Raw genomic sequence first — 24,653 nt, forward strand, 5'->3', positions numbered from 1 at the left:
AGGCCTCCGCCGCATGATCAGCGCCTACACCGGAACGCAGGTCCGGGCCGCCGAGGAACCCCTCCTGGCTGCCGGCAAGGGGGACGTGCTCATGCAGCGCGCCGCACACGGGCTGGCCGGCGCCGTCGTCAATGAACTCAAGTCCCGCGGCAGCCGCCTGAACGGCTCGCGAGTGGTGGTGCTGGCAGGCAAGGGCAACAACGGCGGCGATGGCCTGTTCGCCGGCGCCTTCCTGGCCGCCCGTGGAATGCGTACGACGGCGGTGCTCACCGGGGACGCGGCCCATCCGGCCGGACTGGCCGCCTTAGAGCGCGCGGGCGGCCTGGTGCAGCGGCTATCCGAAGAAGCACTGCCCGGACTGTCCGCCGAAGCCGCCCGCGCCGACGTCGTGATCGATGCGGTGCTGGGAACCGGCGCCAAGGGCGGGCTGCGGGGGAGTGCCGCGGACCTGGTCCAGGCTCTCACCGGCGCACACCGCCGCGGACTTGTGGTGGCCTGCGACCTTCCCAGCGGCGTGGACGCGGACACCGGCGAGGCCACCGAGCCGGTCCTGCCGGCCGACCTGACCGTCACGTTCGGGGGAGCGAAAAACGGCCTGCTGGCCGACCCTGGGGCCGACTTCGCCGGCCGCGTGGTGGTTGTGCCCATCGGGATTGAGGAGCACCTGCCGGAACCATCCCTGCGCCGGCTCGAGGACGCCGACTTGGCCCGACTCCTGCCGCACCCCGCCCGGCGCGCCCAGAAGTACTCCCGCGGCGTCTTGGGCGTAGTGGCCGGATCCGAGGTCTACCCCGGCGCTGCCGTCCTCGCCTGCCGGGGAGCACTGGCAGCCGGAGTGGGCATGGTCCGGTACCTCGGTCCGCCGTCCGTGGCCAACCTGGTCCGCCAGTCCTGCCCCGAGGTGGTCTGCAGCACGGGAACCGTTGCAGAGAACCGCGTGCAGGCCTGGCTGGTGGGCTCCGGGATGGGCCCGCACGACCATGAACAGCTGACCCGCGCCCGGGACGCCATTGCATCGGACCTTCCGGTGGTGGCCGATGCCGGCGCGCTGCCCGCCCTGCCTGCCATGCTCGCGCCGCACGTGGTGCTGACCCCGCACGCCGGTGAGTTGGCATCCCTGTTCCAGCGCCTGGGCCACGGGGAGGATAGGGAAGCCGTGGAAGCAGGCACGCTTGCCGCAGTCCGCCAGGCGGCTGTTCGCACAGGGGCCACCGTCCTGCTCAAGGGCGCCACCACGCTCGTGGCCGCGCCTTGGGGCACCACCTTCAGCCAGGCGGACGGCACGCCCTGGCTCGCCACCGCCGGCAGCGGGGACGTCCTGGCCGGCGTCATCGGTGCGTTGCTCGCCCAGGCCGGGCCCGACGTCGGGCGCTTCAGCGAGGTGGGCATCAAAGGGGACAGCCGCTGGGCTGCCATTGCCGCGCTGGGTGCCGCGTTGCACGGCCGGGCCGGGAGGGCTGCGTCGGAGGCGGCGTCCGGCGGGCCGATCGCCGCTGGCGGAATTGCAGATGCCCTACCCGAAACCTGGGGTAAAGTCAGCATGCTTAGTAACTATGAAGCCTGGAAACGTAATAGTCACAGCCAACCACTACGGTAGGCATTAGTTCGCACCAGCAGCAGGGGCGTTCCAATGCCGTCTGCTGCTGACCAAATAATGAGGAGCACGATGGAAGTCTGGCCTGGAACTGCCTACCCGCTGGGAGCTACCTTTGACGGCACCGGCACCAATTTCGCCCTGTTCAGCGAACGGGCGGAGCGGGTCGAACTCTGCCTCCTGGCCGATGACTTGACCGAAACCAAGATCGAGCTGACCGAAGTGGACGGCTATGTGTGGCACTGCTACCTGCCCCACATCCAGCCCGGTCAGAAGTACGGCTACCGGGTGCACGGGCCGTACGACCCCGCCGCCGGCAACCGCTTCAACCCGAACAAGCTGCTGATGGACCCCTACGCCAAGGCCATCCAGGGCCAGATCGACTGGGACCCCGCGCTGTTCTCCTACGAATTCGGCGACCCCGACTCCCGCAACGACGCCGATTCCGCGCCGCACACCATGCACGGCGTGGTCATCAACCCGTTCTTCGAATGGGACGGCGACCGCCAGCTGAAGATCCCGTACCACGAATCGGTGATTTACGAAGCCCACGTCAAGGGCCTCACCGAGCTCCACCCTGAGATCCCCGAAGAGCAGCGCGGCACCTACGCTGGCGTTTCCCACCCCGCGGTCATCGACCACATGAAGAAGCTCGGCGTCACCGCCATCGAGCTCATGCCCGTTCACCAGTTCGTCAACGACGGCACCCTGGAAGAGAAGGGCCTCAACAACTACTGGGGCTACAACACCATCGGCTTCTTCGCGCCGCAGAACACGTACAGCTCCACGGGCGATGTGGGGCACCAGGTCCAGGAATTCAAGGCCATGGTCCGCGACCTGCACCGCGCCGGCATCGAAGTGATCCTCGACGTCGTCTACAACCACACGGCCGAGGGCAACCACCTGGGCCCCACGCTGTCCTTCAAGGGCATCGACAACCAGGCCTACTACCGCCTGGTGGACAACGACCTCAAGCACTACATGGACTACACCGGCACCGGCAACTCGCTGAACGTGCGCCACCCGCACTCCCTGCAGCTGCTCATGGATTCCCTCCGCTACTGGGTCACCGAGATGCACGTGGATGGCTTCCGCTTCGACCTCGCCTCCACCCTGGCCCGCGAGTTCTACGACGTGGACAAGCTCTCCACCTTCTTCGAACTCATCCAGCAGGACCCGGTAGTCTCCCAGGTCAAACTTATCGCCGAGCCGTGGGACGTTGGCCCCGGCGGCTACCAGGTGGGCAACTTCCCGCCGCAGTGGACCGAATGGAACGGCAAGTACCGCGACACCGTCCGTGACTTCTGGCGCGGCGAACCCTCCACCCTGGGCGAGTTCGCGTCCCGCCTGACCGGCTCCGCGGACCTGTACGAAAGCTCCGCCCGGCGCCCTGTGGCCTCCATCAACTTCGTCACCGCCCACGACGGCTTCACCATGCGGGACCTGGTCTCCTACAACGAGAAGCACAACGAGGCCAACGGCGAAGGCAACAACGACGGCGAATCCCACAACCGGTCCTGGAACTGTGGCGTGGAGGGAGACACCGACGACGAGAAGGTGCTGACCCTGCGTGCCCGCCAGCAGCGGAACTTCATCGCCACGCTCCTGCTCTCCCAGGGTGTCCCCATGCTGCTCCACGGCGACGAACTCGGCCGTACCCAGCAGGGCAACAACAACACCTACTGCCAGGACTCCGAGCTGAGCTGGGTGCACTGGGAAGCCATGGACCAGCCGCTGGTGGAGTTCACCGCATTCGTCAACAAGCTCCGGCACGACCACCCCACCTTCCGCCGCAGCCGCTTCTTCGACGGCCGCCCCGTGCGCCGCGGCGAAGGCGAGAAGCTGCCGGACATCGTCTGGCTCAAGACCGACGGCACCGAGATGCTGCCGGAGGACTGGGGGAGCGGCTTTGGCCGGACCATCGGCGTGTTCTACAACGGCGACGGCATCCAGGAACAGGACTCACGCGGCCGCCGGATCACCGACGACAGCTTCCTCATGGCCTTCAACGCCCACGATGATGAGGTGGACTTCTGCGTTCCGTCCGACGAGTACTCGCAGTACTGGGAAGTCCTGATTGACACTGCCGCCCAGGCCGACGCCTACGAACCGCTCAAGGCCGGTGCCACTTTGACGCTGGACGCGAAGTCCATGGTGGTCCTGCGCGCCTACTCCGGCCCCGAAGCCGAAGTGGATACGTCCGCGGCAGCGTCCCTGGCCTCCATGGCCGAGCACGAGGAGGCCCAGGAGGAGATGGCGGAGGCCCAGACCAAGGCCGCGGAAGCGAGCGAGGCGAGGGCAACGGGCGCTGACAAGAAAGCTAAAGCATGAGGACTCCGGTCTCCACATACCGTTTGCAGATCCGCAGCAGCTTCACCCTGTTCGACGCCGCCGACAAGGTTCCGTACCTGAAGGACCTCGGCGTGGACTGGGTGTACCTGTCGCCCATCCTCACCGCGGAGAAGGGCTCGGACCACGGCTACGACGTGACCGACCCTTCCGCGGTGGACCCGGACCGCGGTGGCCCGGAAGGCCTGCTGGCCCTCTCCAAGGCTGCGCGCGAGCACGGAATGGGCGTCCTGGTGGACATCGTGCCCAACCACGTGGGCGTTGCCACCCCGGCGCAGAACCCGTGGTGGTGGTCCCTGCTCAAGGAAGGCCGCGGGTCGCCGTACGCTGAAGCGTTCGACGTCGACTGGGACCTTGGCGGCGGAAAGGTACGGCTGCCGATGCTGGGCTCGGACTCCGACCTGGACAAACTCGAGGTCAAGGACGGTGAACTGCGCTACTACGACCACCGGTTCCCGCTGGCCGAGGGCACGTACAGCGAGGGTGACTCCCCGCAGGACGTCCACAGCCGCCAGCACTACCAGCTCATGGACTGGCGCCGGGCCGATGCCGAGCTGAACTACCGGCGCTTCTTTGCGGTCACCACCCTCGCCGGCATCCGGGTGGAAGAGCCGTCGGTCTTCGAGAAGGCCCACGCCGAGGTGGGCCGCTGGTTCACCGAAGGCCTGGTGGATGGGCTCCGCGTGGACCATCCGGACGGTCTGGCTGACCCCGCGGGCTACCTCCGCTGGCTCAAGGACCTCAGTGGCGGCGCGTACGTTCTGGTGGAGAAAATCCTCGAACCGGGCGAAGTGCTGCCTCAGGACTTTGCCTGCGAAGGGACCACCGGCTACGACGCCCTGGCGGACGTGGACCGGGTCTTCGTGGACCCTGCCGGGCAGCAGGCCCTGGATGCCCTTGACGCATCCCTGCGGGGAACGTCCGGGCCCGCCGATTACGCGGAGATGATCCGCGGCACCAAGCGCATGATCGCCGACGGCATCCTGCGCTCCGAGGTGCTGCGCCTTGCCCGGCTGGTCCCCGAGTCCCACGGCATCACCGTGGACCAGGCGGCCGACGCCATTGCCGAGATCATCGCGTCCTTCCCGGTCTACCGGTCCTACCTGCCGGTGGGAGCGGACGTCCTCAAGGAAGCCTGCGAGTCCGCCGCGGCGCACCGGCCGGACCTGGAAGTGGCGGTGGGAACCCTCCTGCCGTTGCTGCTGGACCCCGCCAATCCCATCGCCGTCCGCTTCCAGCAGACCTCCGGCATGGTCATGGCCAAGGGCGTGGAAGATACCGCGTTCTACCGCTACACACGCCTGGGCACGCTGACCGAGGTGGGTGCCGAGCCCACCGAGTTCGCTGTGGCGCCCGAGGAATTCCACCGGCGGATGCAGCGGCGCGAGCAGGAGTTGCCGCTGTCCATGACCACCCTGTCCACCCACGACACCAAGCGCAGCGAGGATGCCCGGGCGCGGATCTCGGTTATCGCCGAACTGCCGCAGGAATGGGCGGAAACACTGGAGACGCTCCGCGGACTGGCGCCGATTCCGGATGGAACCTACGAGAACCTGCTGTGGCAGGCAATCATTGGTGCATGGCCGGCAAGCCGGGAGCGGCTGCAGGGCTATGCGGAAAAGGCGGCCAGGGAGGCCGGCAACTCCACTAAGTGGACCGAGCCCAACGAGGATTTCGAGGCCAAGGTCAAGGCTGCCGTGGATGCGGTCTTCGACGACGCCACGGTGGCCAAGGTGGTTGGGGACTTCGTGGCCCGCATCGACGCCTACTCGGCTACCAATTCGGTGTCCGCCAAGCTGGTCCAGCTGACCATGCCGGGCGTGCCGGACGTCTACCAGGGCAGCGAGTACTGGGAACGGTCACTCACGGACCCGGACAACCGCCGTCCCGTAGACTTCGCCGCACGGCAGGCAGAGCTGGCAAAGCTCGACGCCGGCGCCTTGCCGGACTCGGGCACAGAGGCCAGCAAGCTGCTGGTCACCTCGCGGGCACTCCGCCTGCGCCGCGACCGTCCGGAATTGTTCCAGGGCTACACCCCGGTGGCGGCCACCGGCGCGGCGGCCGGGCACCTGCTCGCGTTCACCCGCGGAACCTCTGCGACCTCCGGTGCCCTGACGCTTGCCACCCGGCTCCCCGCCGGACTGGAGGCTGCCGGCGGGTGGCGGGACACCGCCGTCGACCTTTCCACTGCCATGCGTGACGAACTGACCGGAGCCAGCTTCGGCCCGGGCCAGGTTTCGGTGGCAGAGGTGCTGGGTACCTTCCCGGTGGCCCTGCTGGTACCTGTGGATGGAGAAAAGGCATGACCCTGGTCAACGTAGGACCCGAGCGTTTCGACGTGTGGGCCCCGGACGTTTCCTCGGTGGTATTGCTGGCCGACGGCCGGCAATATCCCATGCGGAAGAAGGATACGGCGCCTGGCTCCGAAGGGTGGTGGACTGCCCCTGACGCCCCGGCCGACGGGGACGTGGACTACGGCTACCTGCTGGACGGGGACACCACCCCTGTTCCGGACCCCCGGTCCCGCCGGATCCCTTCCGGCGTGCATGAACAGTCCCGGACCTACGATCCTGCGGCCTATGTGTGGCGGGACTCCGGCTGGCGCGGCAAGGACCTGCAGGGTGCCGTCATCTACGAACTGCACGTGGGCACCTTCACGCCTGAAGGAACCCTCGACGCCGCCGTGGAGAAGCTGGGCTACCTGGCGGACCTGGGCATCGATTTCGTGGAACTGCTGCCGGTCAACGGCTTCAACGGCACCCACAACTGGGGCTACGACGGTGTCCAGTGGTACGCCGTGCACGAAGGCTACGGCGGTCCTGCTGCGTACCAGCGGTTCGTTGATGCCGCGCACGCTGCAGGACTGGGCGTCATCCAGGACGTGGTGTACAACCACCTGGGACCCAGCGGCAACTACCTCCCCAAGTTCGGCCCGTACCTGAAACAGGGCGACGCCAACACCTGGGGCGACTCGGTGAATCTGGACGGCCCCGGCTCGGACGTTGTCCGCGAGTACATCCTGGACAACGCAGCCCTGTGGCTGCGCGACTACCACGTGGACGGGCTCCGCCTGGACGCCGTGCACGCGCTGCGGGACGAGCGGGCCGTGCACATCCTGGAGGACCTGGGGGCCCTCGGCGACGCCATTTCGGCCGAAACCGGGCTGCCCAAGACCCTCATCGCGGAATCGGACCTCAACAACCCGCGCCTGATCTACCCCCGTGACGCCAACGGGTACGGCCTGGCCGGCCAGTGGAGCGACGACTTCCACCACGCCGTCCACGTCAACGTCAGCGGCGAAACCACCGGCTACTACTCGGACTTCGACTCCCTGGCCGTGCTGGCCAAGGTCCTCAAGGACGGGTTCCTCCACGACGGCAGCTATTCCAGCTTCCGCGGCCGGCACCACGGACGCCCCATCAACGGCTCGCTGGTGCACCCGGCGGCGTTGGTGGTCTGCAACCAGAACCACGACCAGATCGGCAACCGGGCCACGGGGGACAGGCTCTCCCAGTCACTGTCCTACGGGCAGCTTGCCGTAGCCGCGGTGCTCACCCTGACCTCGCCGTTCACGCCCATGCTGTTCATGGGCGAGGAATACGGGGCCTCCACACCGTGGCAGTTCTTCACCTCGCACCCCGAACCGGAGCTCGGAAAGGCCACCGCGGAAGGGCGCATCAGGGAATTCGAGCGCATGGGGTGGGATCCCGCCGTCGTGCCCGATCCCCAGGATCCGGAAACCTTCCGCCGGTCCAAGCTGGACTGGGCCGAGGCTTCAACGGGCGACCATGCGCGGCTCCTGGACCTGTACCGGTCCTTGACGGCGCTGCGCCGCTCCCATCCGGATCTGGCCGGGCTTGGCTTTGACGGGACAGACGTTTCGTTCGACGACGACGCGGGCTGGCTGCGCTTCCGGCGCGGCCCCGTTGAGGTGCTGGTGAACTTCTCCGACTCAAAGGTCCGGCTTGACGGCGCCTCCGGCAGCGTCCTGCTGGCAACGGACGACGGGACCGGCCTGGACGGCGGGGCCCTCGCCATGGCGCCCTGGAGTGCCGCGATCATCGCAACCCAACAGGAAGGACAGAACGCATGACCTATTCAGCAGCGGACAACCGCTATGAAACCATGCCCTACCGCCGGGTGGGCCGCAGCGGGCTCAAGCTCCCGGCCATCTCCCTGGGCCTGTGGCACAACTTCGGCGACGACAAGCGCTTCGAGGAACAGCGGGACATCCTCCGCCGCGCCTTCGACCTGGGCGTCAACCACTTCGACCTCGCGAATAACTACGGTCCTCCGGACGGATCCGCGGAAACGAACTTCGGCCGGCACCTGCGGGACGACTTCAGGCCCTACCGTGACGAGCTGGTCATCTCCACCAAGGCCGGCTACTACATGTGGCCCGGCCCGTACGGAGAATGGGGCTCCCGCAAGTACCTGATCTCCAGCCTGGACCAGTCGTTGCAGCGGATGGGCCTGGACTACGTGGACATCTTCTACAGCCACCGCCCGGACCCCGAGACGCCCATGGAAGAAACCATGGGCGCCCTGGATTACGCTGTCCGGTCCGGCAAGGCGCTGTACGCGGGAATCTCCTCCTACACCCCCGAACAGACCCTCGAGGCCGCCCGGATCCTCAAGGAACTCGGCACGCCGCTGCTGATCCACCAGCCCAGCTACTCCATGCTCAACCGCTGGACCGAGGACGGCTCGCCCAACCTGTACGAGGTGCTGGACCAGGTGGGCGCCGGGTCCATTGCCTTCTCGCCCCTGGCGCAGGGGATGCTCACTGACCGCTACCTCCACGGCATCCCGGAAGACTCCCGGGCAGCCAAGGCACGCTTCCTCTCCGAGGACTCCATCACGGAGGAGAAGCTGGACCGGGTCCGGGGACTGCGGAAGATCGCCGAGGGCCGCGGGCAGTCCTTGGCCCAGATGGCCATTGCCTGGATCCTGCGGGACCAGCCAAAGGGTTCTCCCGTCACCTCGGCCCTGGTTGGCGCCTCAAGTGTGCGGCAGCTCGAGGACACTTTGTCCGCCATCAACAACCTCAGCTTCACTGATGAGGAGCTCACGGCGATCGATGAATTCGCCGTGGAATCGGACATCAACCTCTGGAAGCAGAACGCCTAAGGAGCTTGTTTTCATTACACAGCGGGACCGGCGGAACAACTGCCGGTCCCGCTGTGTTGGGTAGTATGAAAAGGCGCCGCGCGGCGCCAAGCCAGCCGGCCGCCGTCGTCCATTCCTCGGAGGCCAACCAGGCCGGCTGACGTTTGTCCCCAAAGGAGTTCTGTGTCTTCACATCCCATTCGTGTTGCAATCGTTGGCGTGGGCAACTGCGCCGCCTCGCTGGTGCAGGGCGTCCACTACTACAAGGATGCCGACCCGGCAGAAACCATCCCCGGCCTGATGCACGTTGAGTTCGGCCAGTACCACGTGGGCGACGTCGAGTTCGTCGCCGCGTTCGATGTTGACGGCAAGAAGGTCGGCGTTGACCTTTCCGATGCCATCCTGGCCAGCGAAAACAACACCATCAAGATCGCCGATGTTCCGCCGACGGGTGTCACGGTCCAGCGCGGCCACACCCTGGACGGCCTGGGCAAGTATTACCTCGAGACCATCGAGCAGTCCACCGAAGAGCCCGTGGACGTGGTCCAGGCCCTGAAGGACGCCAAAGCTGACGTCCTGGTCTGCTACCTGCCCGTGGGTTCCCAGCAGGCTGCCGAGTTCTACGCCCAGGCTGCGATCGACGCCGGCGTAGCATTCGTCAACGCACTGCCCGTGTTCATTGCCGGCACCAAGGAGTGGGCTGACAAGTTCACCGCCGCCGGTGTTCCGATCGTCGGCGACGACATCAAGAGCCAGATCGGTGCAACCATCACGCACCGCGTCATGGCCAAGCTGTTCGAAGACCGCGGCGTGACCCTGGACCGCACGTACCAGCTGAACGTCGGCGGCAACATGGACTTCAAGAACATGCTGGAGCGTGACCGCCTGGAGTCCAAGAAGATCTCCAAGACCCAGGCCGTGACCTCCAACGTGGAAGCCGAGCTGGCTGCTAAGGACGTACACATCGGCCCGTCCGATTACGTTCAGTGGCTTGATGACCGCAAGTGGGCGTTCGTGCGCCTGGAAGGCCGGAACTTCGGCGACGCCCCGGTGTCCCTGGAGTACAAGCTGGAGGTCTGGGATTCGCCGAACTCCGCAGGTGTGATCATCGATGCGATCCGTGCCGCCAAGATCGGCCTGGACCGCGGCATCGGTGGCCCGCTGCTCTCGGCGTCCAGCTACTTCATGAAGTCCCCGCCGGAGCAGTTCAACGACGACCTCGCCCGCGAGAAGGTCGAAGCATTCATCCGTGGCGACCTGGAGCGCTAAACCGTCTTTTCCCGGTGCCCGGACGCTCCCTCACCCTTACCGGGTGGGGGAGCGTCCTGCGTTAACACGCGCCATCACTTCCGGCCGGCTTTTCCGGGACGCGCCATCACTTCCGGCGTATTCTCCCGAAACGCGCCATCACTATTTGTCCCCTGACGAGCGTAAACCCCGCGGCCGCGTTTTTGGAGGCGGTGGTGGTGTTTTGGTCACCCGTTTCCGGCAAAACCGGCCGAGTAGGAATGGTCAATCCACGCCGTGCGAAGGTGCCGTTTGATTGCCGCTACAGCTCGTTGAAAACCGTCCGTGGCATCGTCCTTGGTGAATACCAGAACCGTCCACCCAGCTGACTCGAAGGCCTTGTCGCGCCGTCGATCACTCAGTCGCTGAGCCTCAAGAAGATGGTGACCGCCGTCGTACTGGACTGCAAGGCGCCGGTGACGGTAGCCCAGGTCGGCAGTAGGGGAAGCTGCATCATTCGGTCGAAGTGCGATTTGCAGGTCAGGTTCTGGCAGGTTCGCGTCAAGCATGGCCAGCCGCAGCATCGATTCCGGTGCCGAATCAGCGCCGACCCGCATCAGCTCCAAAGCTTCCCGGGCACGCACGACCCCCTGAAGATTAGGGTGCCGGCTGACCAAAGCGCTGAGACCCTCCAATGTGTCAAAGGGCTGTGACCTGGCTTCAAACTCCGCTCGCGGGATGCGGATGATTTGGTCTCCAAGGCAGACCAGCTCAGCCAGCGACAGCCGCCGGGCCAAGTCGAGCCAGGTTCGGGAACGGGTACTGATGCGGATACCATCGACAGTTTCAATTTCGTCAGCACTGGCTATGACCTTATGGGCAACCACACCTTTCCGGCGCACCTGCGGTAAATGCTTCGGTTTGCTCATATGCAGTTCAGTAGAATCCGACAGCCACGCGGGGAGCAGTTGACAGTGCAAACGTGCAGCTGTGACGTGTGAAATCCACGCGCCTGGCGAAACCTCGGAGAGGACCCGTGCCGCGGCTTCCAGCTCGAAGCTCCAAGTCGACGGGCGGTACAACCGCCTGCTGACGTGGACCACGTCATCCTTCCGCAGCCGCTTCGCTGACACACCGGCAGTCACCGCCGAGTCGTATGTGAACGGGGAGGTTGCCAGGGTCGACGGTAGATCAGCGCGCTTATGCATGCTGGCATTCTGGCGTAGAAGGCTAGACCACTGCAGGAGTTATCCACAGGAACAGACCTGGATGGTTCCAAGGCGATCGGGCGTTGGTGGATTAAGGGCGGGAGGTGATGGGGCGTTGGTGATTTGGGGGCGGAAGGTGATCGGGCGTTGGGCTAGGTGAGGCCCACGGGGTTGCCGTCCGCGTCCACGTCCATGCGCAGCGCAGCCGGGACGGCCGGGAGGCCGGGCATCGTCATGACTGCTCCGGTGAGGGCAACGATGAAGCCCGCACCGGTCTTCGGCAGCAGGTCGCGCACGTGGATGGTGAACCCCTTGGGGGCGCCCAGACGGGAGGCATCGTCAGTGAACGAGTACTGGGTTTTGGCCATGCACACGGGCATCGAACCCCACCCATTCCGCTCGATGTCGGCAAGCCGCTTCAGCGCCGGCACGGAGAAGTCCACGCCGTCGGCTCCGTAAATCTCCTGGGCGATGGTGCGGATCTTGTCCTCCACGGACAGCTCCAGGGGATACAGGTGGCGGAAACTGCTGGGCGCCTCCACCGCCTGCGCAACGAGGGCCGCGAGTTCGTCACCGCCGTCGCCCCCGCCGCCCCGGCCCCACACGTCGGCGACGGCGGCGCGCACGCCCTCGGCTGCGCACCACTTCAGCAGCCAGTCGAGTTCCTCCGGCGCATCGGAGGAGAACTTGTTGATGGCCACCACGGGGGTGACGCCGAACTTCTCCACGTTGTGCACGTGCCGCCGCAGGTTAACCACCCCGGCCTCCAGGGCAGCGACATCCGGGCGGGCCAGCTGGTCCTTGGCCACCCCGCCCTGCATCTTCAGGGCGCGCACCGTTGCCACCACCACGACGGCGGACGGGGCCAGGCCGCCGTACCGCGCCTTGATGTCCATGAACTTTTCGGCGCCAAGGTCAGCCCCGAAGCCAGCTTCGGTCACCACGATGTCCGCCAGCCGCCGGGCGGTCTGCGTGGCAATGAGCGAATTGCAGCCGTGGGCGATATTGGCGAAGGGACCGCCGTGGACCAGTGCGGGGGTGCCGGCGATGGTCTGCACCAGGTTGGGCTTGACCGCCTCCTTCAGGAGCAGCGTCAAGGCTCCCTCCACGCCGAGGTCCGCCACCGTCACCGGTGCCCGGTCATAGGTGTAGCCGAACGTGATCCGGCCCAGCCGTGAGCGGAGGTCCGCCAGGTCCGTGGCGAGGCAGAAGGCAGCCATGATCTCGGAAGCCACGGTGATGTCGAACCCGTCCTGCCGCGGCACGCCCTGCGTCGGTCCGCCCAGTCCGATGACCACCTCCCGCAGGGAGCGGTCGTTCATGTCCAGGACGCGTTTGAACGTCATCCTGCGCGGATCGATGTTCAGCGCATTGCCTTGGTAGATATGGTTGTCCACCAGTGCCATCAGGGCGTTGTTGGCCGACGTGATCGCATGGAAATCGCCGGTGAAGTGCAGGTTGATCTCGTCCATGGGCAGCACCTGCGAGTAGCCGCCGCCGGTGGCTCCGCCCTTCATGCCGAGCACCGGGCCCAGGGACGGTTCCCGCAGGGCGATCATCACCTTGTGGCCGGCGCGGGCCAGCGAATCCGCCAGCCCCACAGTGGTGGTGGACTTGCCCTCGCCGGCCGGGGTGGGCGACATGGCCGAGACCAGCACCACTTTGCCGTGCGGAGCCGGGGCCGCAAGCCGGGCGGGATCGATCTTGGCCTTGTACCGTCCGTACTGTTCCAGTGCATCGGCATTGATCCCGGCTGCAGCCGCGATTTCCCCGATGGGGCGGATACGGGCGGCGCGGGCTATTTCCAGATCAGAGGGGAGAGCAGACATCCTTGTCCTTTCCTGCGCAGTCTTTCCTGCACCGGCCGGCGCCGGAGACCTGCCCCTAAGCTAACAGCACCCGGCTCCAACGGCACCCGATACCAGCAACGCACAAGCCAACGACCGTCAGGAAGCCGGCACCACCGGGGCCAGGTGCCGCCCCACGAAGTTGTCGACGGCGGCATGGTAGCTTTCCAGCGTGATGGCAGCAGTGCGCTGCCAGCCGGAGTTCTGGGCACGGATGGCGGCAGCGCGGCCCAGGTCCTCGCGGGTGACAGGGTCGTCGTACAGGGCCTCCAGGGCATCGGCCCAATCGGCAGCATGGTGGCCGTCCACCAGGAGCCCGGTCCGGCCGTGGAAGATGGCGCGGGACAGTCCGCCAACCCGGGTGGCCACCACGGGGGTCCCGCAGGCCTGGGCCTCGAGTGCCACGAGCCCGAAGGATTCGCTGAAGGAGGGCATCACCACGACGTCGGCCGCACGGAACCAGGACGCCAGCTCAGGTGCCTTCACCGGCGGAAGCTGCGTGACGACGTCGTCCATTCCCGCCTCTGCCACCAGGCAGCGGAGGTTGAACTCCTTGTTGCCGCTCAAAGCGCCCAGGATGGTGACGCGCAGGTCGATGTCCGGGCGGCGTTTCCGCAGCAGCGCCGCGGCCTTGACCAGGACCTGGGGGCCTTTCAGGCGCTGGATGCGGCCGGCGAACACCAGATGGAACGTGTCCGGGCTGACGCCGTGCTCCGCCCTGGACCGTGCCCGGAACGCGGGGGTGAACGTGGCCAGGTCCACGCCGGGCGGCGCGATGTCGATGCGGTCGTAGGTGGCGCCGTAGTGGGACACGAGTTCGGCGGCCTCGGAGCTGGTGTTGGCAATGAGCCTGGCAGCGCCGTCCACGATGCGGTGCTCGCCCAGTTCGCGGCGCCGGGGCTCGGGTTGCTCACCGGATTCCAGCAGCAGGTTCTTGACCTTGGCCATGGTGTGCATGGTGTGCACCAACGGAACACCCCACAGCTCGGACAGCTCCAGCCCCGCTATCCCGGACACCCAGTAATGGGAGTGGATGACGTCGTACCGGCCGTGCGGCTGGCGGCGGCGGATCTGTTCGATTTCCGCGACCATGGCATGCAGCAGCCCGGGAAGTTCCTCTTTGGGGACCTTCCTTGGCGGCCCCGCCAGGACGTTGTGCACGCACACGCCGGGGTCGGGATGCTCGACGGCGGGCTGGTCGGCTGAGGTGGCCCGCGTGAAGATCTCCACCTCCACGCCTGCCTCGGCCAGTGCCGAGGCCAGCTCGCGGATATAGACGTTCATTCCGCCGGCATCCCCGGAACCGGGTTGTTCCATGGGGGAGGTGTGGAGGGAAAGCAAAGCGACCCTGCGGATCAGTGCCACGGGACCTCCTTCCGGCCGCCGGCGCGTGTCAGGGGAGCCGGCTCAGTGCGCATCCGATAAAACATTACTCCTTCCCCTAACGCCCACCGCCCTCCCACGTCTTCCCCAGGTCCGGAAACGCCCGCTCATAACCGGCCATCAGCTTCGCGGCCAGGTCCGCCGAATCCACGAGCGGGTGCCGGGCGAAGGCCTCGACGGCGGCATCCCGGTTGCCGGTGCCCGCGGCCAGGACAACGAGCCGTTCCACCTCCTTGACCTGCCGGAGCAGGCCCAGCTGCGGTTCCGCCGGCTTCTCCTGGGGCAGAGGGACGGCTCCGGCCGGGGTGACGGTGCAGGGAACCTCGACGACGGCGTCCGCCGGCAGGCCGGGAATGGCGGGTTGGGGAGGGGCAGGGGCAGCGTCGGTGGGCTCCGGTGCCCGGGCCGCCGGCAATGCGTTGACCGTGTTGAGGATCAGTTGCGTATCGCCGCCGCCGGCCAGTGCCTGCATGGCCGCCAGCGCCACCCGTTCGTAGCCACCGCCGGTCAGGTCCTCCTCATTCCGGCGCTCGCCGTCGTGCCGGGCTTCGGCAAGGTACCCCTCTTCGCGGGAACGCCGCGCCGCCTCCCACAACCGGTATGCGTCGGGCCCGGCGGCGGCCAGCCGCGGATACAGCTCCTGCTGCTGGTTGTGGATGGTCTGCCCGCGGGTGCGTGCCATGGCCTGCATTGCCTGCCGGGCCGCATCGCGCTGGTAGTAGTAATACAGGTACTCGTTGGGAAGCAGTCCCAGCCCGGCAAGGAACGGCTGCGGGAACAACCGGCCTTCCTCGAAGGACCGCAGCGCCGCGGCGTCCGCCAGCAGGCCCGGCAACATGTCCCGTCCGCCGGACTCCAGCCGGTACAGCCAGCCCAGGTGGTTCAGCCCGTAGTAGCCCACGCCGTCGAGCCGTCCCGCCGGCAAGGGCACACCGGCAGCGCGCGCCGCCCGCTGCACCAGCCCGCCCGCAGAGTCGCAGATCCCAATGACCCGGTTCCCCAGGACAGGGCGCAGCGCCTCGGTGACCATCCCGGCCGGATTGGTGAAGTTGACCAGCCAGGCGTCCGGGCAGCGCTCGCGCATCAGCCAGGCAAGGCCCACCATGTGGGGGATGGTCCGCAAAGCGTAGGAAATACCGCCGGCCCCGGTGGTCTCCTGGCCCAGCAGCCCGAGGTCCTGCGCCACTTCTTCATCCGCGACGCGGCCTGCGGTGCCGCCGGGCCGGATCGCAGCGAAGACCATGGAGGTGCCGGACAGTGCTGCGGAAAGATCTGTGGTGGCATGCACCGGAAGCTGCGCACCCTGGCCTGCCGGCATGCTGCGCAGCACGGCGGTGACGGCGTCAAGGCGTCCGGGATCGACGTCGTGCAGCACCAGCTCCGTGACCAGCCCGGAAAAGGGCCCGGACACCAACGCCCGGTAGATGAGCGGCACCCTGAAACCCCCGCCGCCGGCAATCAGAAGCCGCATGCATGCAGTCTAGGACCAGCCTCCGACACCGTGTCCATACCGTGTCCAAAGCCCCTACCGGAGCACTGCCGCGCGGCGTATCCTGCGCACTATGGACGCGATGCCAGCCCGCCCCTTCGATCCGCTGGCTGGCGTCCGCTCGCCGGGGGAACCCGGATTCGACCTCCTGTTGGCCGGGACCGTTTTCCAGGACATCATCTTCACCGGCCTCCCGCACGGGCCCGAACCCGGCACGGAAATCTGGAGTGACGGCATGGGCAGCTGCCCCGGCGGGGTTGCCAACCAGGCCATCGCCGCCGCGCGGCTGGGGCTACGCACCGGCCTGGCGGCGGCGTTCGGGGATGACGGATACGGCGACTTCAACTGGAAGATCCTCTCCGGCCAGGAACATGTGGACCTCAGCCTTTCCCGCCGCGTCCCGGGCTGGCACTCCCCGGTGACCGTGTCCCTCTGCGTGGACCAGGACCGGTCCATGGTCACGCACGGGCATTCAGCGCCGGTGACCAACTCCGAGCTGATCGGGAGCCCGCCCAAGGCGCTCGCCGGCATCGCGGAGGTGGGCATGGAAATCGAACCGTGGGTCCGGGCCGCCCATGGGGCCGGAGTGCGTTTGTTCGGCGACGTGGGGTGGGATCCCAGCGGCGAGTGGGCGCCGGTGCGGCTTGAAAACCTGCAGTACTTTTACGCCTTCCTGCCCAACCAGCGCGAGGCCATGGCGTTCACCGGCAAGGACAATCCCTGGAGTGCGCTCTACGCTCTGGCGGACCGCGTACCGGTGGCCGTGGTGACCCTGGGAGCGCAGGGGGCCATGGCCGTTGACTCGGAAACCGGGGAGGAGGAGTGGGTCCCGTCGCTTCCGGTCAAGGCGCACGACCCCACCGGAGCCGGTGACTGCTTCGACGCAGCGTTCATCGTCGGCACCCTGGCCGGTTGGCCGCTGGGGGACAGGCTGCGGTTTGCCAACCTGTGCGCCTCCCTGGCCGTGCAGGAGGTTGGCGGATCCCTGGCCGCTCCTGGCTGGGGGGACATCGCTGACTGGTGGAAACGTGCCAATGCCCGCCCGGAACGGCAGATGAGCCAATGGCTGCGGCGCTTTGGATTCCTCTCGGACATCATCGAGGACGTGCCGCTGGCGGCGCAGCGCCGGGCGTCGGCCACCATAGCGCACCTGTCCGACGCCTGAGGAGCGCGTGACGCCCCGATTATTCGGCGCGAAGTGCCCGCATTAGAATCAGTTAGGTGACCTACCCCGCAACAACCGGTGAATTCAGCGCTGCCTCCGGGCCGGACCCCCGCCATGAGCGGTCCGCCGTGATCGACCTGGAGGCCATCCGGCACAACGTCCGCCGGCTTGCCGCCGCTGCTTCCCCCGCGAAAGTCATGGCCGTGGTCAAGGCCGACGCGTACGGGCACGGCGCCGTTCCCGTGGCCCGTGCGGCCCTGCAGGCCGGCGCGTCCTGGCTGGGCGTGGCGCACATTTCCGAGGCCCTCGCGCTCCGCGCCGCCGGCATCGACGCGCCCCTCCTCGCCTGGCTGCACACCACCGACAGCAACTTCGGCGCCGCCGTGGCTGCCGGCATCGACATCGGCTGCTCGGGCTGGGAGCTCGAACGCATCGTGGCTGCCGCCCGCGAACAGGAACGTCCCGCACGGGTGCACCTCAAGGTGGACACCGGGCTGGGCCGCAACGGCGCAACCCCCGAGGCCTGGGACCGCCTGGTGGGGGAGGCCGTGGAGTACCAGGACCAGGGCCTGCTGCGCGTGGTGGGCATCTTCTCGCACCTCGCCGTGGCCGATGAGCCGGAGCGGCCCGAAACGGACCAGCAGGTGGCCGCATTCCGGGAAGCCCTGGCCATCGCCGAGGACGCGGGCGTGGACCCTGAGGTCCGCCACCTTGCCAACACCCCCGCCACCCTTTCCCGGCCGGACACCCACTTCGACATGGTCCGGGTAGGCCTAGGCATCTACGGGCTTTCGCCGTTCGACGGGCAGACCTCCGCCGAGCTCGGCCTCCGCCCCGCCATGACGCTGCGCACCCTGGTGTCGCAGTGCAAAGAGGTGCCGGAGGGGCAGGGCGTCTCCTACGGGCTGCATTACCGCACCAGGACGGCGAGCACCCTGGCGCTGATTCCGCTGGGCTATGCCGACGGCGTTCCGCGCCTCGCCACCGGCGGCCCCGTCCGCGTGGCCGGGAAAACGTACCCGGTAGTGGGGCGCATCGCCATGGACCAGATGGTCATCGACCTTGGTCCGGAGGCCCCCGGCGCCGCGTTGCATGGCGCGGAGGCGGAGCTGTTCGGTAACGGCGCCGACGGCGGACCCACGGTGGACGAGTGGGCACGCGCCGCCGGGACCATCAACTACGAGGTCGTAACCAGGATCAGTCCCCGTGTTCCCCGCCGCTTCATCAACGAAGACGAGCGCGCGGACGCCGGCAATAACCTGGTGGGCGTCCCTGGCAAGGGAGCGGCATGAGCACGCCCGAAGACCTGCCCGCCAACTGGGAAAAGACCTTCACGGCGACGACGGCGGAACAGACGCACGCTTTCGGCGCACGCCTGGCGGAGGTGCTGCAGACCGGGGACCTGCTGGTGCTGTCCGGCGAACTGGGTGCCGGGAAGACCACCTTCACCCAGGGCCTGGGCGAAGGCCTGGGTGTCCGCCCGGGCATCATCTCGCCGACGTTCGTCCTGGTCCGGATTCATCCCAACCTCCCGGACGGCCCGCGTCCGGGCGGCCCGGACCTGGTGCACGTGGACGCTTACCGGCTTGGCTCGGCTGCGGAGATTGACGACATCGACCTCGAAAACACCATGGATTCCTCGGTGACGGTGGTCGAGTGGGGACATGAGCGCGTGGAGCACCTGAGCGACAGCCGGCTGGAGATCGACCTGCACCGTGCGATCGGCCTGGGCGGCGCCGCGGCGTCCACCTCCTCAAGCCTGGATTTCGACGCCGAAGACACCGACGAGCCCCGGACCATCGTCATGCGCGGCTACGGTCCCCGCTGGGCGAACTTTCCTGAACTGGCTGGACCCGACGGGGGAGCGGCATGCTGATCCTCGCCATTGACACCTCGGCCGTAGCCAGCGCTGCGCTGGTCACCGATGATGCCCCGGAAAGCGTGCTTGCCAGCTTCGCCACGGAGGACACCCGCAGCCACGCTGAGGTGCTTGCGCCCGGAATCGACGCCATGCTGGAGTCGGCGGGTGTGACCGGGCAGGACGTGGACGCCCTGGTGGTGGGCGTTGGCCCGGGCCCGTTCACCGGGCTGCGCTCCGGCATTGCCACCGCCCGCACGCTGGCCTTCGTGTGGGGCAAGCCGCTGCATGGCCTGGTGAGCCTGGACGCGATGGCCCTGGAAGTTGCGGAGTCCACCGCAGCCGCTTCCGAGTTCCTGGTGGTGACGGACGCCCGCCGCAAAGAGGTCTACTGGGCCCGGTACAGCCTGGATGACGGCCAGCTGCCCGTGCTGGAGGACGGCCCCCACGTCGGGTTCGCGTCTGCCCTCCCGGACCTGCCTGCGTTCGGCGCCGGCGCGGGCCTCTACGCCGGGGTGCTTCAGGCCCACCCGGATTTCGCCGCTGAGCAGCCGGACGCCCTGTATCTTGGCCAGTTCGCCCTGGCGCGGCTGGCGGCAGGAGACACCCTGTTGGACTCCACCCCCCTGTACCTGCGGGAATCCGACGCGCAGGTCCCCGGACCACGGAAGCGGGCATTGTGAGCAGCACCCCGGACCCGCGCGCGGCGGACGTGACCGTCCGCGACATGACGCTGGACGATGTGCCCGCCGTCGGCGCACTGGAGCACAAGCTCTTCCCCATTGACGCGTGGCCCGTCCAGATGTTCCTGGACGAACTCTCCCAGCCGGAGACCCGCCGCTACCTCGTGGCGGAGACCAGCGGAGGCATCGTGGGCTACGCCGGCCTGATGTGCATTGAACCCATCGCGGACGTCCAGACCATCGCCGTCGTCCCTGAGCACGAGGGGCGGGGCATCGGCAGCACCCTGCTCACGCAACTGATCGAGGAGGCCCGGCACCGCGGCGCCGCCGATGTCCTGCTCGAGGTCCGTGCCGACAACCCGCGGGCACAACAGCTCTATGTGCGGTTTGGATTCGAACAGATCCACGTCCGCCCCCGCTATTACCGCGACGGCGTGGATGCCCTCATCATGCGGCTCCAGCTGCCCGCAGCACACCCTGAAGGACACGAAGCAACGGAAGCAGGCCAGGCATGAACCGTACGCAGCCCCTGGTACTGGGCATTGAATCATCCTGCGACGAAACCGGCGTCGGCCTGGTCCGCGGCACCACCCTCCTGGCCAACACGGTCTCGTCCTCCATGGACGAGCATGTCCGCTTCGGTGGCGTCATCCCTGAGATCGCCTCCCGGGCCCACCTGGACGCCTTTGTTCCCACCCTCGAGCAGGCCCTCGCGGATGCAGGGGTCACCCTGGACGAGGTGGACGCGATCGCCGTCACTTCCGGACCCGGGCTTGCCGGCGCGCTCATGGTCGGGGTGTGCGCTGCCAAGGCGCTCGCCGTGGCCACCGGAAAACCCCTGTTCGCCATCAACCACCTGGTGGCGCATGTGGGCGTCGGACTGCTGGACGACCGTGGTACCGGCCGCAGGCAGGAGCTGCCGGAGAACCTGGGCGCCCTGCTGGTCTCCGGCGGCCACACCGAAATCCTGCGGATCAACAGCATCACCAGTGACGTGGAGCTCCTGGGCTCCACCATCGACGACGCCGCTGGCGAGGCCTACGACAAGGTGGCCCGCATCCTGGGACTCGGCTACCCCGGCGGACCGGCCATCGACAAGATGGCCCGCTCCGGCAACCCCAAGTCGATCCGCTTCCCCCGCGGCCTGACCCAGCCCAAATACATGGGCACAGCCGACGAACCCGGCCCGCACCGGTACGACTGGTCCTTCAGCGGCCTGAAGACGGCCGTGGCCCGCTGCGTGGAGCAGTTCGAGGCCCGCGGCGAAGAGATCCCGGTGGCCGACATCGCGGCAGCGTTCCAGGAAGCAGTGGTGGACGTAATCTCCTCCAAGGCGGTCCTGGCCTGCCGCGAGCAGGGCATCAAGGACGTCCTGCTGGGCGGGGGCGTGGCGGCAAACTCCCGCCTGCGTGAACTGACCGGGCAACGCTGCGCCTCCGCCGGCATCCGCCTGCATGTTCCCCCGCTGGACCTGTGCACGGACAACGGCGCCATGGTGGCCGCCCTCGGCGCGCAGCTGGTGATGGCCGGCGCCGAACCCAGCGGCATTGGATTCGCCCCGGATTCGTCGATGCCCGTCACCTCGGTGTCGCTCCCGGCCTGACACCCGGCAAACCCTGCGACGCCCCCTCAGATATGGCTCCTAACCCGCCGGTTTAGGAGCCATATCTGATGGGGCAAGTAAGGGGGGTGGTCAGGCGGTGGGGCCGTTGCGCATCTGCTTGACCAGGTCCAGCACCACAGCCTGCAGGTTTCCGCCGTTCTCGGCAGCCACCCGGCGCTGGCGCTGGTATCCGGCGCCGCGGCGGATGATCTTCTCGACGTCGGCCAGCTCGTCGGAGCAGCGCAGCTTGGCGGCAACCGGTTCAAGCCGGTTCAGGGTCTCCAGCAGGTGGTCGGTGACCAGCTGCTCCTTGCCCGCGGCGTCGAGGATGATGATGGCGTCGAGGCCGTACCGGGCGGCGCGCCACTTGTTCTCCTGGACGTGCCATGGCGGCATGGTGGGGATGGTGCCGCCGTTGTCCAGGGTGGTGGAGAACTCGTCCACCAGGCACTGGGTGAGCGCCGCAATGGCCCCCACTTCCTCCAGGGTGGCCAGGCCGTCACAGATCCGCATCTCGATGGTGCCCAGGGCGGGCACCGGCCGGATGTCCCACCGGATTTCCGAGATGGTGTCGATGACGCCCGTGGTGAACATGTCCTGGACGTAGGACTCGTATTCCTCCCAGGACTTGAACTGGAAGGGCAGCCCCGCGGTAGGAAGCTGCTGGAACATCAGGGCCCGCTGCGAGGCGTACCCGGTGTCCTCGCCGCCCCAAAACGGGCTGGACGCGGACAGCGCCTGGAAGTGCGGGAAGTAGTTGACCAGGCCGTCCAGGACGGGGAGGGCTTTGTCCCGGCGGTCCAGCCCCACGTGGACATGGACGCCATAGATGACCATCTGCCGGCCCCACCATTGGGTCCGGTCAATGAGCTTGGCGTAGCGTGCCTTGTCCGTCACCGGCTGCAGCTGCGGAGGGCTGAACGGGTGGCTGCCGGCGCAGAACAGCTCCACGTTCATGGGATCGGTGATTTCACGGACGGCCGCGACGGACCGGCTGAGGTCCTCCTTGGCCTCGGCTGCCGTTTCGCAGATCCCGGTGACCAGTTCCACCGTATTGAGCAGCAGTTCCTGCTTGATGTGCGGATGTTCGTCGTCTTCGTTGAGTTCGGGGTGGCGGGACGCCACGCCGCGGAGCACCTGGTTGGCCACGGAAGCGAGCTCGCCCGTCTTCCCGTCCACCAGTGCCAGCTCCCACTCAACACCGAGGGTGGATTGCCTCGATGACGCGAAGTCGATCTTCACACGTTTCCTTACTGTCCGGTTTGCCGCTGGCTGATGCCGCTCACAGGCTGCAGCCGGCAGGCGAACGGATGGTTCAAGTCTAGTGCAGGGGTAGCATCGTACTGATGGCACCGTTCCCCCTGCGTCACAGTCCTGCCAAATCCTTCCCCCTCCTCCTGGCCCTGTCCGCAATGGCGCTGGCCTCCTGTTCAGCCGCCCCAAGCGCCGCACCGCCCTCATCCTCCGCCCCGCCCGCCGACGCGTCCCCCACCGCATCAGCAAGTACGACGCCGGCGCCTCCTCCGGCTTCCCCGTCGCCTGACCCGGGTTCCCGGCCTTTGGGGTGGGGACCGGAGCAGCGGGACCAGGAGGCCGCCGTGGCGGCCGTTGCGGCGATGTCGCCGGAGCAGAAAGCCGGGCAGGTCCTGCTCCCGTTCTTCAAGGGCAACCAGGTGGAAGCCCACGCCGCGCTCATCCAGCGCCTCCACCTGGCCGGATCCATCATCATGGGCGACAACGTGCCGCGCGACCCGCAGGGAAAGGTGGACGTGGCCGCCATGGGCGCCGTAAACCAGCGGCTGCAGCAGGCTGTGGCCGCCGACGGACGGCGCTGGCCCGGGATCATGAGCGTGGACCAGGAAGGCGGCGCGGTGGCACGCCTGGGGCCGCCCCTCACCGAGTGGCCCGCTCCCATGAGCTACGGGGCCGCCGGCAACCTGGACCTGACGCGCAAGGCCGGCAAGGGCCTGGCAAGCGAGTTGGTGCCATTGGGCTTCGACCTCGACTTCGCGCCGGACACGGATGTGACCGTCGGTCCTGCAGACCCCACCATCGGGGCGCGCTCCATGTCCGGCGACCCGGCCGCGGCGGCGGCCCAGGGCACCGCCTTCTCCCAGGGCATGCTGGACGCCGGCGTGCTCCCCACCGTCAAGCACTTTCCCGGACACGGCTCGGTGACGGCGGATTCCCACCTCAGCCTCCCCGTCCAGCCGGCAGGCATCGACGTGCTCCGGGGCCGGGACTGGAAACCCTTCGAGGCTGCCGTCGCAGCGGGCCTCCCCGTGGTCATGACCGGGCACATTGCCGTACCCGCGCTGGAACCAGGCGTCCCGGCGTCGCTCTCTGCCCCCAGCTACTCGGCGCTCAGGGGTTTGGGCTTCAAGGGCGTGGCCGTGACGGACGCCCTCAACATGGGCGCCGTTGACAAGCAGTACCCGGCCGGCGCGGCTGCAGTGAAGGCACTGGCCGCCGGTGCCGACCTGCTGCTGATGCCTGCGGACGTTGAGCAGGCGCACGCCGCCATCGTCCAGGCCCTGGCTGCCGGCACCCTTCCCGCCGCACGCCTGGATGAAGCAGCGCAGCGGGTGGCCACCATGATGATCTGGCATGCCCGGACCACCCCGCCTGCCGGAACAGCGGGCTCAGGTGCGCCGGCCGGAAGCGGGGCCGCCCTGTCCGCCCAGGTCTCGGCGTCGGCCGTTACCGTTGTTTCCGGTCCCTGCAGCGGACCCCTGGTGCCCGGTTCCGTGCGGGTGGCCGGCGGGGGACCGGGGGACCGGGAGCGCTTCGAAGCCGCCGCAGCGCGCGCCGGGCTCACCGTGGGATCAGGCCCGCTGGTCAACCTCATCGGGTTTGGTGGAAAACCGGCCGGTGGGGACATCGCCGTGTCCCTCGACGCTCCGTGGCCGCTCCAGGGGTCCAGTGCGCCGGTGAAGGTGGCACTCTATGGCCGGACCGACGCCGCCTTCGACGCGCTGGCCGCCGTGCTGGCAGGGAAGGCGCCCGCTCCGGGAAAGCTGCCCGCCGCCGTCGGGCCTTTCCCCGCGGGAGCCGGCTGCCCCCGACCCAACTAAGTAGCGCGAACTGTCGTTTTGAGGCGTCAAAACGACACTTGGCGCTACCCACTTGGGCTGGAAC

General features: G+C 67.8%; 18 protein-coding genes. 13 read left to right on the forward strand and 5 right to left on the reverse strand.

Annotated features, from left to right (window positions below; genetic code table 11):
* Positions 1–13: 13 nt before the first annotated feature.
* The 6 genes from MRBLMD1_RS03100 to MRBLMD1_RS03125 all read left to right on the forward strand — a co-directional run bounded on the left by MRBLMD1_RS03100 (position 14) and on the right by MRBLMD1_RS03125 (position 10,321).
* Complete coding sequence (locus MRBLMD1_RS03100) at positions 14–1,597, forward strand: NAD(P)H-hydrate epimerase (protein ID WP_364397386.1); 1,584 nt, start codon at positions 14–16, stop codon at positions 1,595–1,597.
* Positions 1,598–1,666: 69 nt separating this feature from the next.
* Positions 1,667–3,925 carry a glycogen debranching protein GlgX gene (gene glgX / locus MRBLMD1_RS03105; RefSeq protein ID WP_159631407.1) on the forward strand — a complete coding sequence of 753 codons (2,259 nt, stop codon included), beginning with the start codon at positions 1,667–1,669 and terminating at the stop codon, positions 3,923–3,925.
* Positions 3,922–6,249, forward strand: a complete 2,328-nt coding sequence (gene treY, locus MRBLMD1_RS03110) for a malto-oligosyltrehalose synthase (RefSeq protein WP_364397390.1) — start codon at positions 3,922–3,924, stop codon at positions 6,247–6,249. The genes glgX and treY overlap by 4 nt, the downstream gene beginning before the upstream one ends.
* On the forward strand, positions 6,246–8,036 hold the full coding sequence (treZ, locus tag MRBLMD1_RS03115) for a malto-oligosyltrehalose trehalohydrolase (RefSeq protein ID WP_364397393.1): 1,791 nt from the start codon (positions 6,246–6,248) through the stop codon (positions 8,034–8,036). The genes treY and treZ overlap by 4 nt, the downstream gene beginning before the upstream one ends.
* A complete protein-coding gene (gene mgrA / locus MRBLMD1_RS03120; RefSeq protein ID WP_364397396.1) occupies positions 8,033–9,073 on the forward strand; it encodes an L-glyceraldehyde 3-phosphate reductase in 1,041 nt (346 codons plus the stop codon). The genes treZ and mgrA overlap by 4 nt, the downstream gene beginning before the upstream one ends.
* Before the next feature lie 162 nt (positions 9,074–9,235).
* Positions 9,236–10,321 carry an inositol-3-phosphate synthase gene (locus MRBLMD1_RS03125; RefSeq protein ID WP_141159814.1) on the forward strand — a complete coding sequence of 362 codons (1,086 nt, stop codon included), beginning with the start codon at positions 9,236–9,238 and terminating at the stop codon, positions 10,319–10,321.
* Between the two features lie 206 nt (positions 10,322–10,527).
* On the opposite strand, the gene MRBLMD1_RS03130 is transcribed toward MRBLMD1_RS03125, so the two are convergent.
* The 4 genes from MRBLMD1_RS03130 to MRBLMD1_RS03145 form a co-directional block, all read right to left on the reverse strand.
* Entirely contained in the window at positions 10,528–11,487 is a 960-nt protein-coding gene (locus MRBLMD1_RS03130; protein ID WP_364397399.1) for a DUF559 domain-containing protein, read from the reverse strand.
* A gap of 152 nt (positions 11,488–11,639) precedes the next feature.
* Positions 11,640–13,316: a formate--tetrahydrofolate ligase gene (locus MRBLMD1_RS03135; RefSeq protein WP_364397402.1), complete on the reverse strand. Its 1,677-nt coding sequence runs from the start codon at positions 13,314–13,316 to the stop codon at positions 11,640–11,642.
* A 117-nt stretch (positions 13,317–13,433) separates the two neighbouring features.
* Positions 13,434–14,699 (reverse strand): D-inositol-3-phosphate glycosyltransferase, encoded by a 1,266-nt coding sequence (mshA, locus tag MRBLMD1_RS03140; RefSeq protein ID WP_364397405.1) that lies wholly within the window; start codon positions 14,697–14,699, stop codon positions 13,434–13,436.
* Between the two features lie 76 nt (positions 14,700–14,775).
* Positions 14,776–16,188 (reverse strand): 6-phospho-beta-glucosidase, encoded by a 1,413-nt coding sequence (locus MRBLMD1_RS03145; RefSeq protein WP_364397408.1) that lies wholly within the window; start codon positions 16,186–16,188, stop codon positions 14,776–14,778.
* Between the two features lie 91 nt (positions 16,189–16,279).
* On the opposite strand from MRBLMD1_RS03145, the gene MRBLMD1_RS03150 reads away from it, so the two are divergent.
* The 6 genes from MRBLMD1_RS03150 to tsaD are packed head-to-tail and all read left to right on the forward strand — an operon-like array spanning position 16,280 to position 21,515.
* Positions 16,280–17,371, forward strand: a complete 1,092-nt coding sequence (locus MRBLMD1_RS03150; RefSeq protein WP_364397411.1) for a carbohydrate kinase family protein — start codon at positions 16,280–16,282, stop codon at positions 17,369–17,371.
* A gap of 56 nt (positions 17,372–17,427) precedes the next feature.
* The gene (gene alr / locus MRBLMD1_RS03155; protein ID WP_364397414.1) at positions 17,428–18,663 is read left to right on the forward strand and encodes an alanine racemase; all 1,236 of its coding nucleotides are present in this window, start codon (positions 17,428–17,430) and stop codon (positions 18,661–18,663) included.
* Positions 18,660–19,247 carry a tRNA (adenosine(37)-N6)-threonylcarbamoyltransferase complex ATPase subunit type 1 TsaE gene (gene tsaE, locus MRBLMD1_RS03160; RefSeq protein WP_364397417.1) on the forward strand — a complete coding sequence of 196 codons (588 nt, stop codon included), beginning with the start codon at positions 18,660–18,662 and terminating at the stop codon, positions 19,245–19,247. The genes alr and tsaE overlap by 4 nt, the downstream gene beginning before the upstream one ends.
* Positions 19,241–19,912 carry a tRNA (adenosine(37)-N6)-threonylcarbamoyltransferase complex dimerization subunit type 1 TsaB gene (tsaB, locus tag MRBLMD1_RS03165; protein ID WP_364397420.1) on the forward strand — a complete coding sequence of 224 codons (672 nt, stop codon included), beginning with the start codon at positions 19,241–19,243 and terminating at the stop codon, positions 19,910–19,912. Before tsaE ends, tsaB begins: the two co-directional genes overlap by 7 nt.
* A gap of 44 nt (positions 19,913–19,956) precedes the next feature.
* A complete protein-coding gene (gene rimI, locus MRBLMD1_RS03170; RefSeq protein WP_307488503.1) occupies positions 19,957–20,427 on the forward strand; it encodes a ribosomal protein S18-alanine N-acetyltransferase in 471 nt (156 codons plus the stop codon).
* Positions 20,424–21,515: a tRNA (adenosine(37)-N6)-threonylcarbamoyltransferase complex transferase subunit TsaD gene (gene tsaD / locus MRBLMD1_RS03175; protein ID WP_364397423.1), complete on the forward strand. Its 1,092-nt coding sequence runs from the start codon at positions 20,424–20,426 to the stop codon at positions 21,513–21,515. Before rimI ends, tsaD begins: the two co-directional genes overlap by 4 nt.
* A 90-nt stretch (positions 21,516–21,605) precedes the next feature.
* Here the strand turns inward: tsaD and MRBLMD1_RS03180 are convergent, their stop codons facing one another.
* Positions 21,606–22,757, reverse strand: coding sequence for a glutamate--cysteine ligase (locus MRBLMD1_RS03180; protein ID WP_159631420.1), 1,152 nt, complete (start codon positions 22,755–22,757; stop codon positions 21,606–21,608).
* Positions 22,758–23,131: 374 nt separating this feature from the next.
* On the opposite strand from MRBLMD1_RS03180, the gene MRBLMD1_RS03185 reads away from it, so the two are divergent.
* Positions 23,132–24,589: a glycoside hydrolase family 3 N-terminal domain-containing protein gene (locus MRBLMD1_RS03185; protein WP_364397997.1), complete on the forward strand. Its 1,458-nt coding sequence runs from the start codon at positions 23,132–23,134 to the stop codon at positions 24,587–24,589.
* Positions 24,590–24,653: the final 64 nt, after the last annotated feature.

The organism is Pseudarthrobacter sp. LMD1-1-1.1, assembly GCF_040676255.1.
Lineage (GTDB): Bacteria > Actinomycetota > Actinomycetes > Actinomycetales > Micrococcaceae > Arthrobacter.

What these genes read in the sequence shown, in the direction of transcription:
- MRBLMD1_RS03145 (WP_364397408.1), bottom strand. Translation starts at nt 16,188, where the DNA reads ATGCGGCTTCTGATTGCCGGCGGCGGGGGTTTCAGGGTGCCGCTCATC.
- tsaE (WP_364397417.1), top strand. Translation starts at nt 18,660, where the DNA reads ATGAGCACGCCCGAAGACCTGCCCGCCAACTGGGAAAAGACCTTCACG.
- treY (WP_364397390.1), top strand. Translation starts at nt 3,922, where the DNA reads ATGAGGACTCCGGTCTCCACATACCGTTTGCAGATCCGCAGCAGCTTC.
- MRBLMD1_RS03185 (WP_364397997.1), top strand. Translation starts at nt 23,132, where the DNA reads ATGTCGCCGGAGCAGAAAGCCGGGCAGGTCCTGCTCCCGTTCTTCAAG.
- MRBLMD1_RS03135 (WP_364397402.1), bottom strand. Translation starts at nt 13,316, where the DNA reads ATGTCTGCTCTCCCCTCTGATCTGGAAATAGCCCGCGCCGCCCGTATC.
- MRBLMD1_RS03130 (WP_364397399.1), bottom strand. Translation starts at nt 11,487, where the DNA reads ATGCATAAGCGCGCTGATCTACCGTCGACCCTGGCAACCTCCCCGTTC.
- treZ (WP_364397393.1), top strand. Translation starts at nt 6,246, where the DNA reads ATGACCCTGGTCAACGTAGGACCCGAGCGTTTCGACGTGTGGGCCCCG.
- MRBLMD1_RS03100 (WP_364397386.1), top strand. Translation starts at nt 14, where the DNA reads ATGATCAGCGCCTACACCGGAACGCAGGTCCGGGCCGCCGAGGAACCC.
- glgX (WP_159631407.1), top strand. Translation starts at nt 1,667, where the DNA reads ATGGAAGTCTGGCCTGGAACTGCCTACCCGCTGGGAGCTACCTTTGAC.
- rimI (WP_307488503.1), top strand. Translation starts at nt 19,957, where the DNA reads ATGACGCTGGACGATGTGCCCGCCGTCGGCGCACTGGAGCACAAGCTC.
- tsaD (WP_364397423.1), top strand. Translation starts at nt 20,424, where the DNA reads ATGAACCGTACGCAGCCCCTGGTACTGGGCATTGAATCATCCTGCGAC.
- MRBLMD1_RS03150 (WP_364397411.1), top strand. Translation starts at nt 16,280, where the DNA reads ATGGACGCGATGCCAGCCCGCCCCTTCGATCCGCTGGCTGGCGTCCGC.
- mgrA (WP_364397396.1), top strand. Translation starts at nt 8,033, where the DNA reads ATGACCTATTCAGCAGCGGACAACCGCTATGAAACCATGCCCTACCGC.
- tsaB (WP_364397420.1), top strand. Translation starts at nt 19,241, where the DNA reads ATGCTGATCCTCGCCATTGACACCTCGGCCGTAGCCAGCGCTGCGCTG.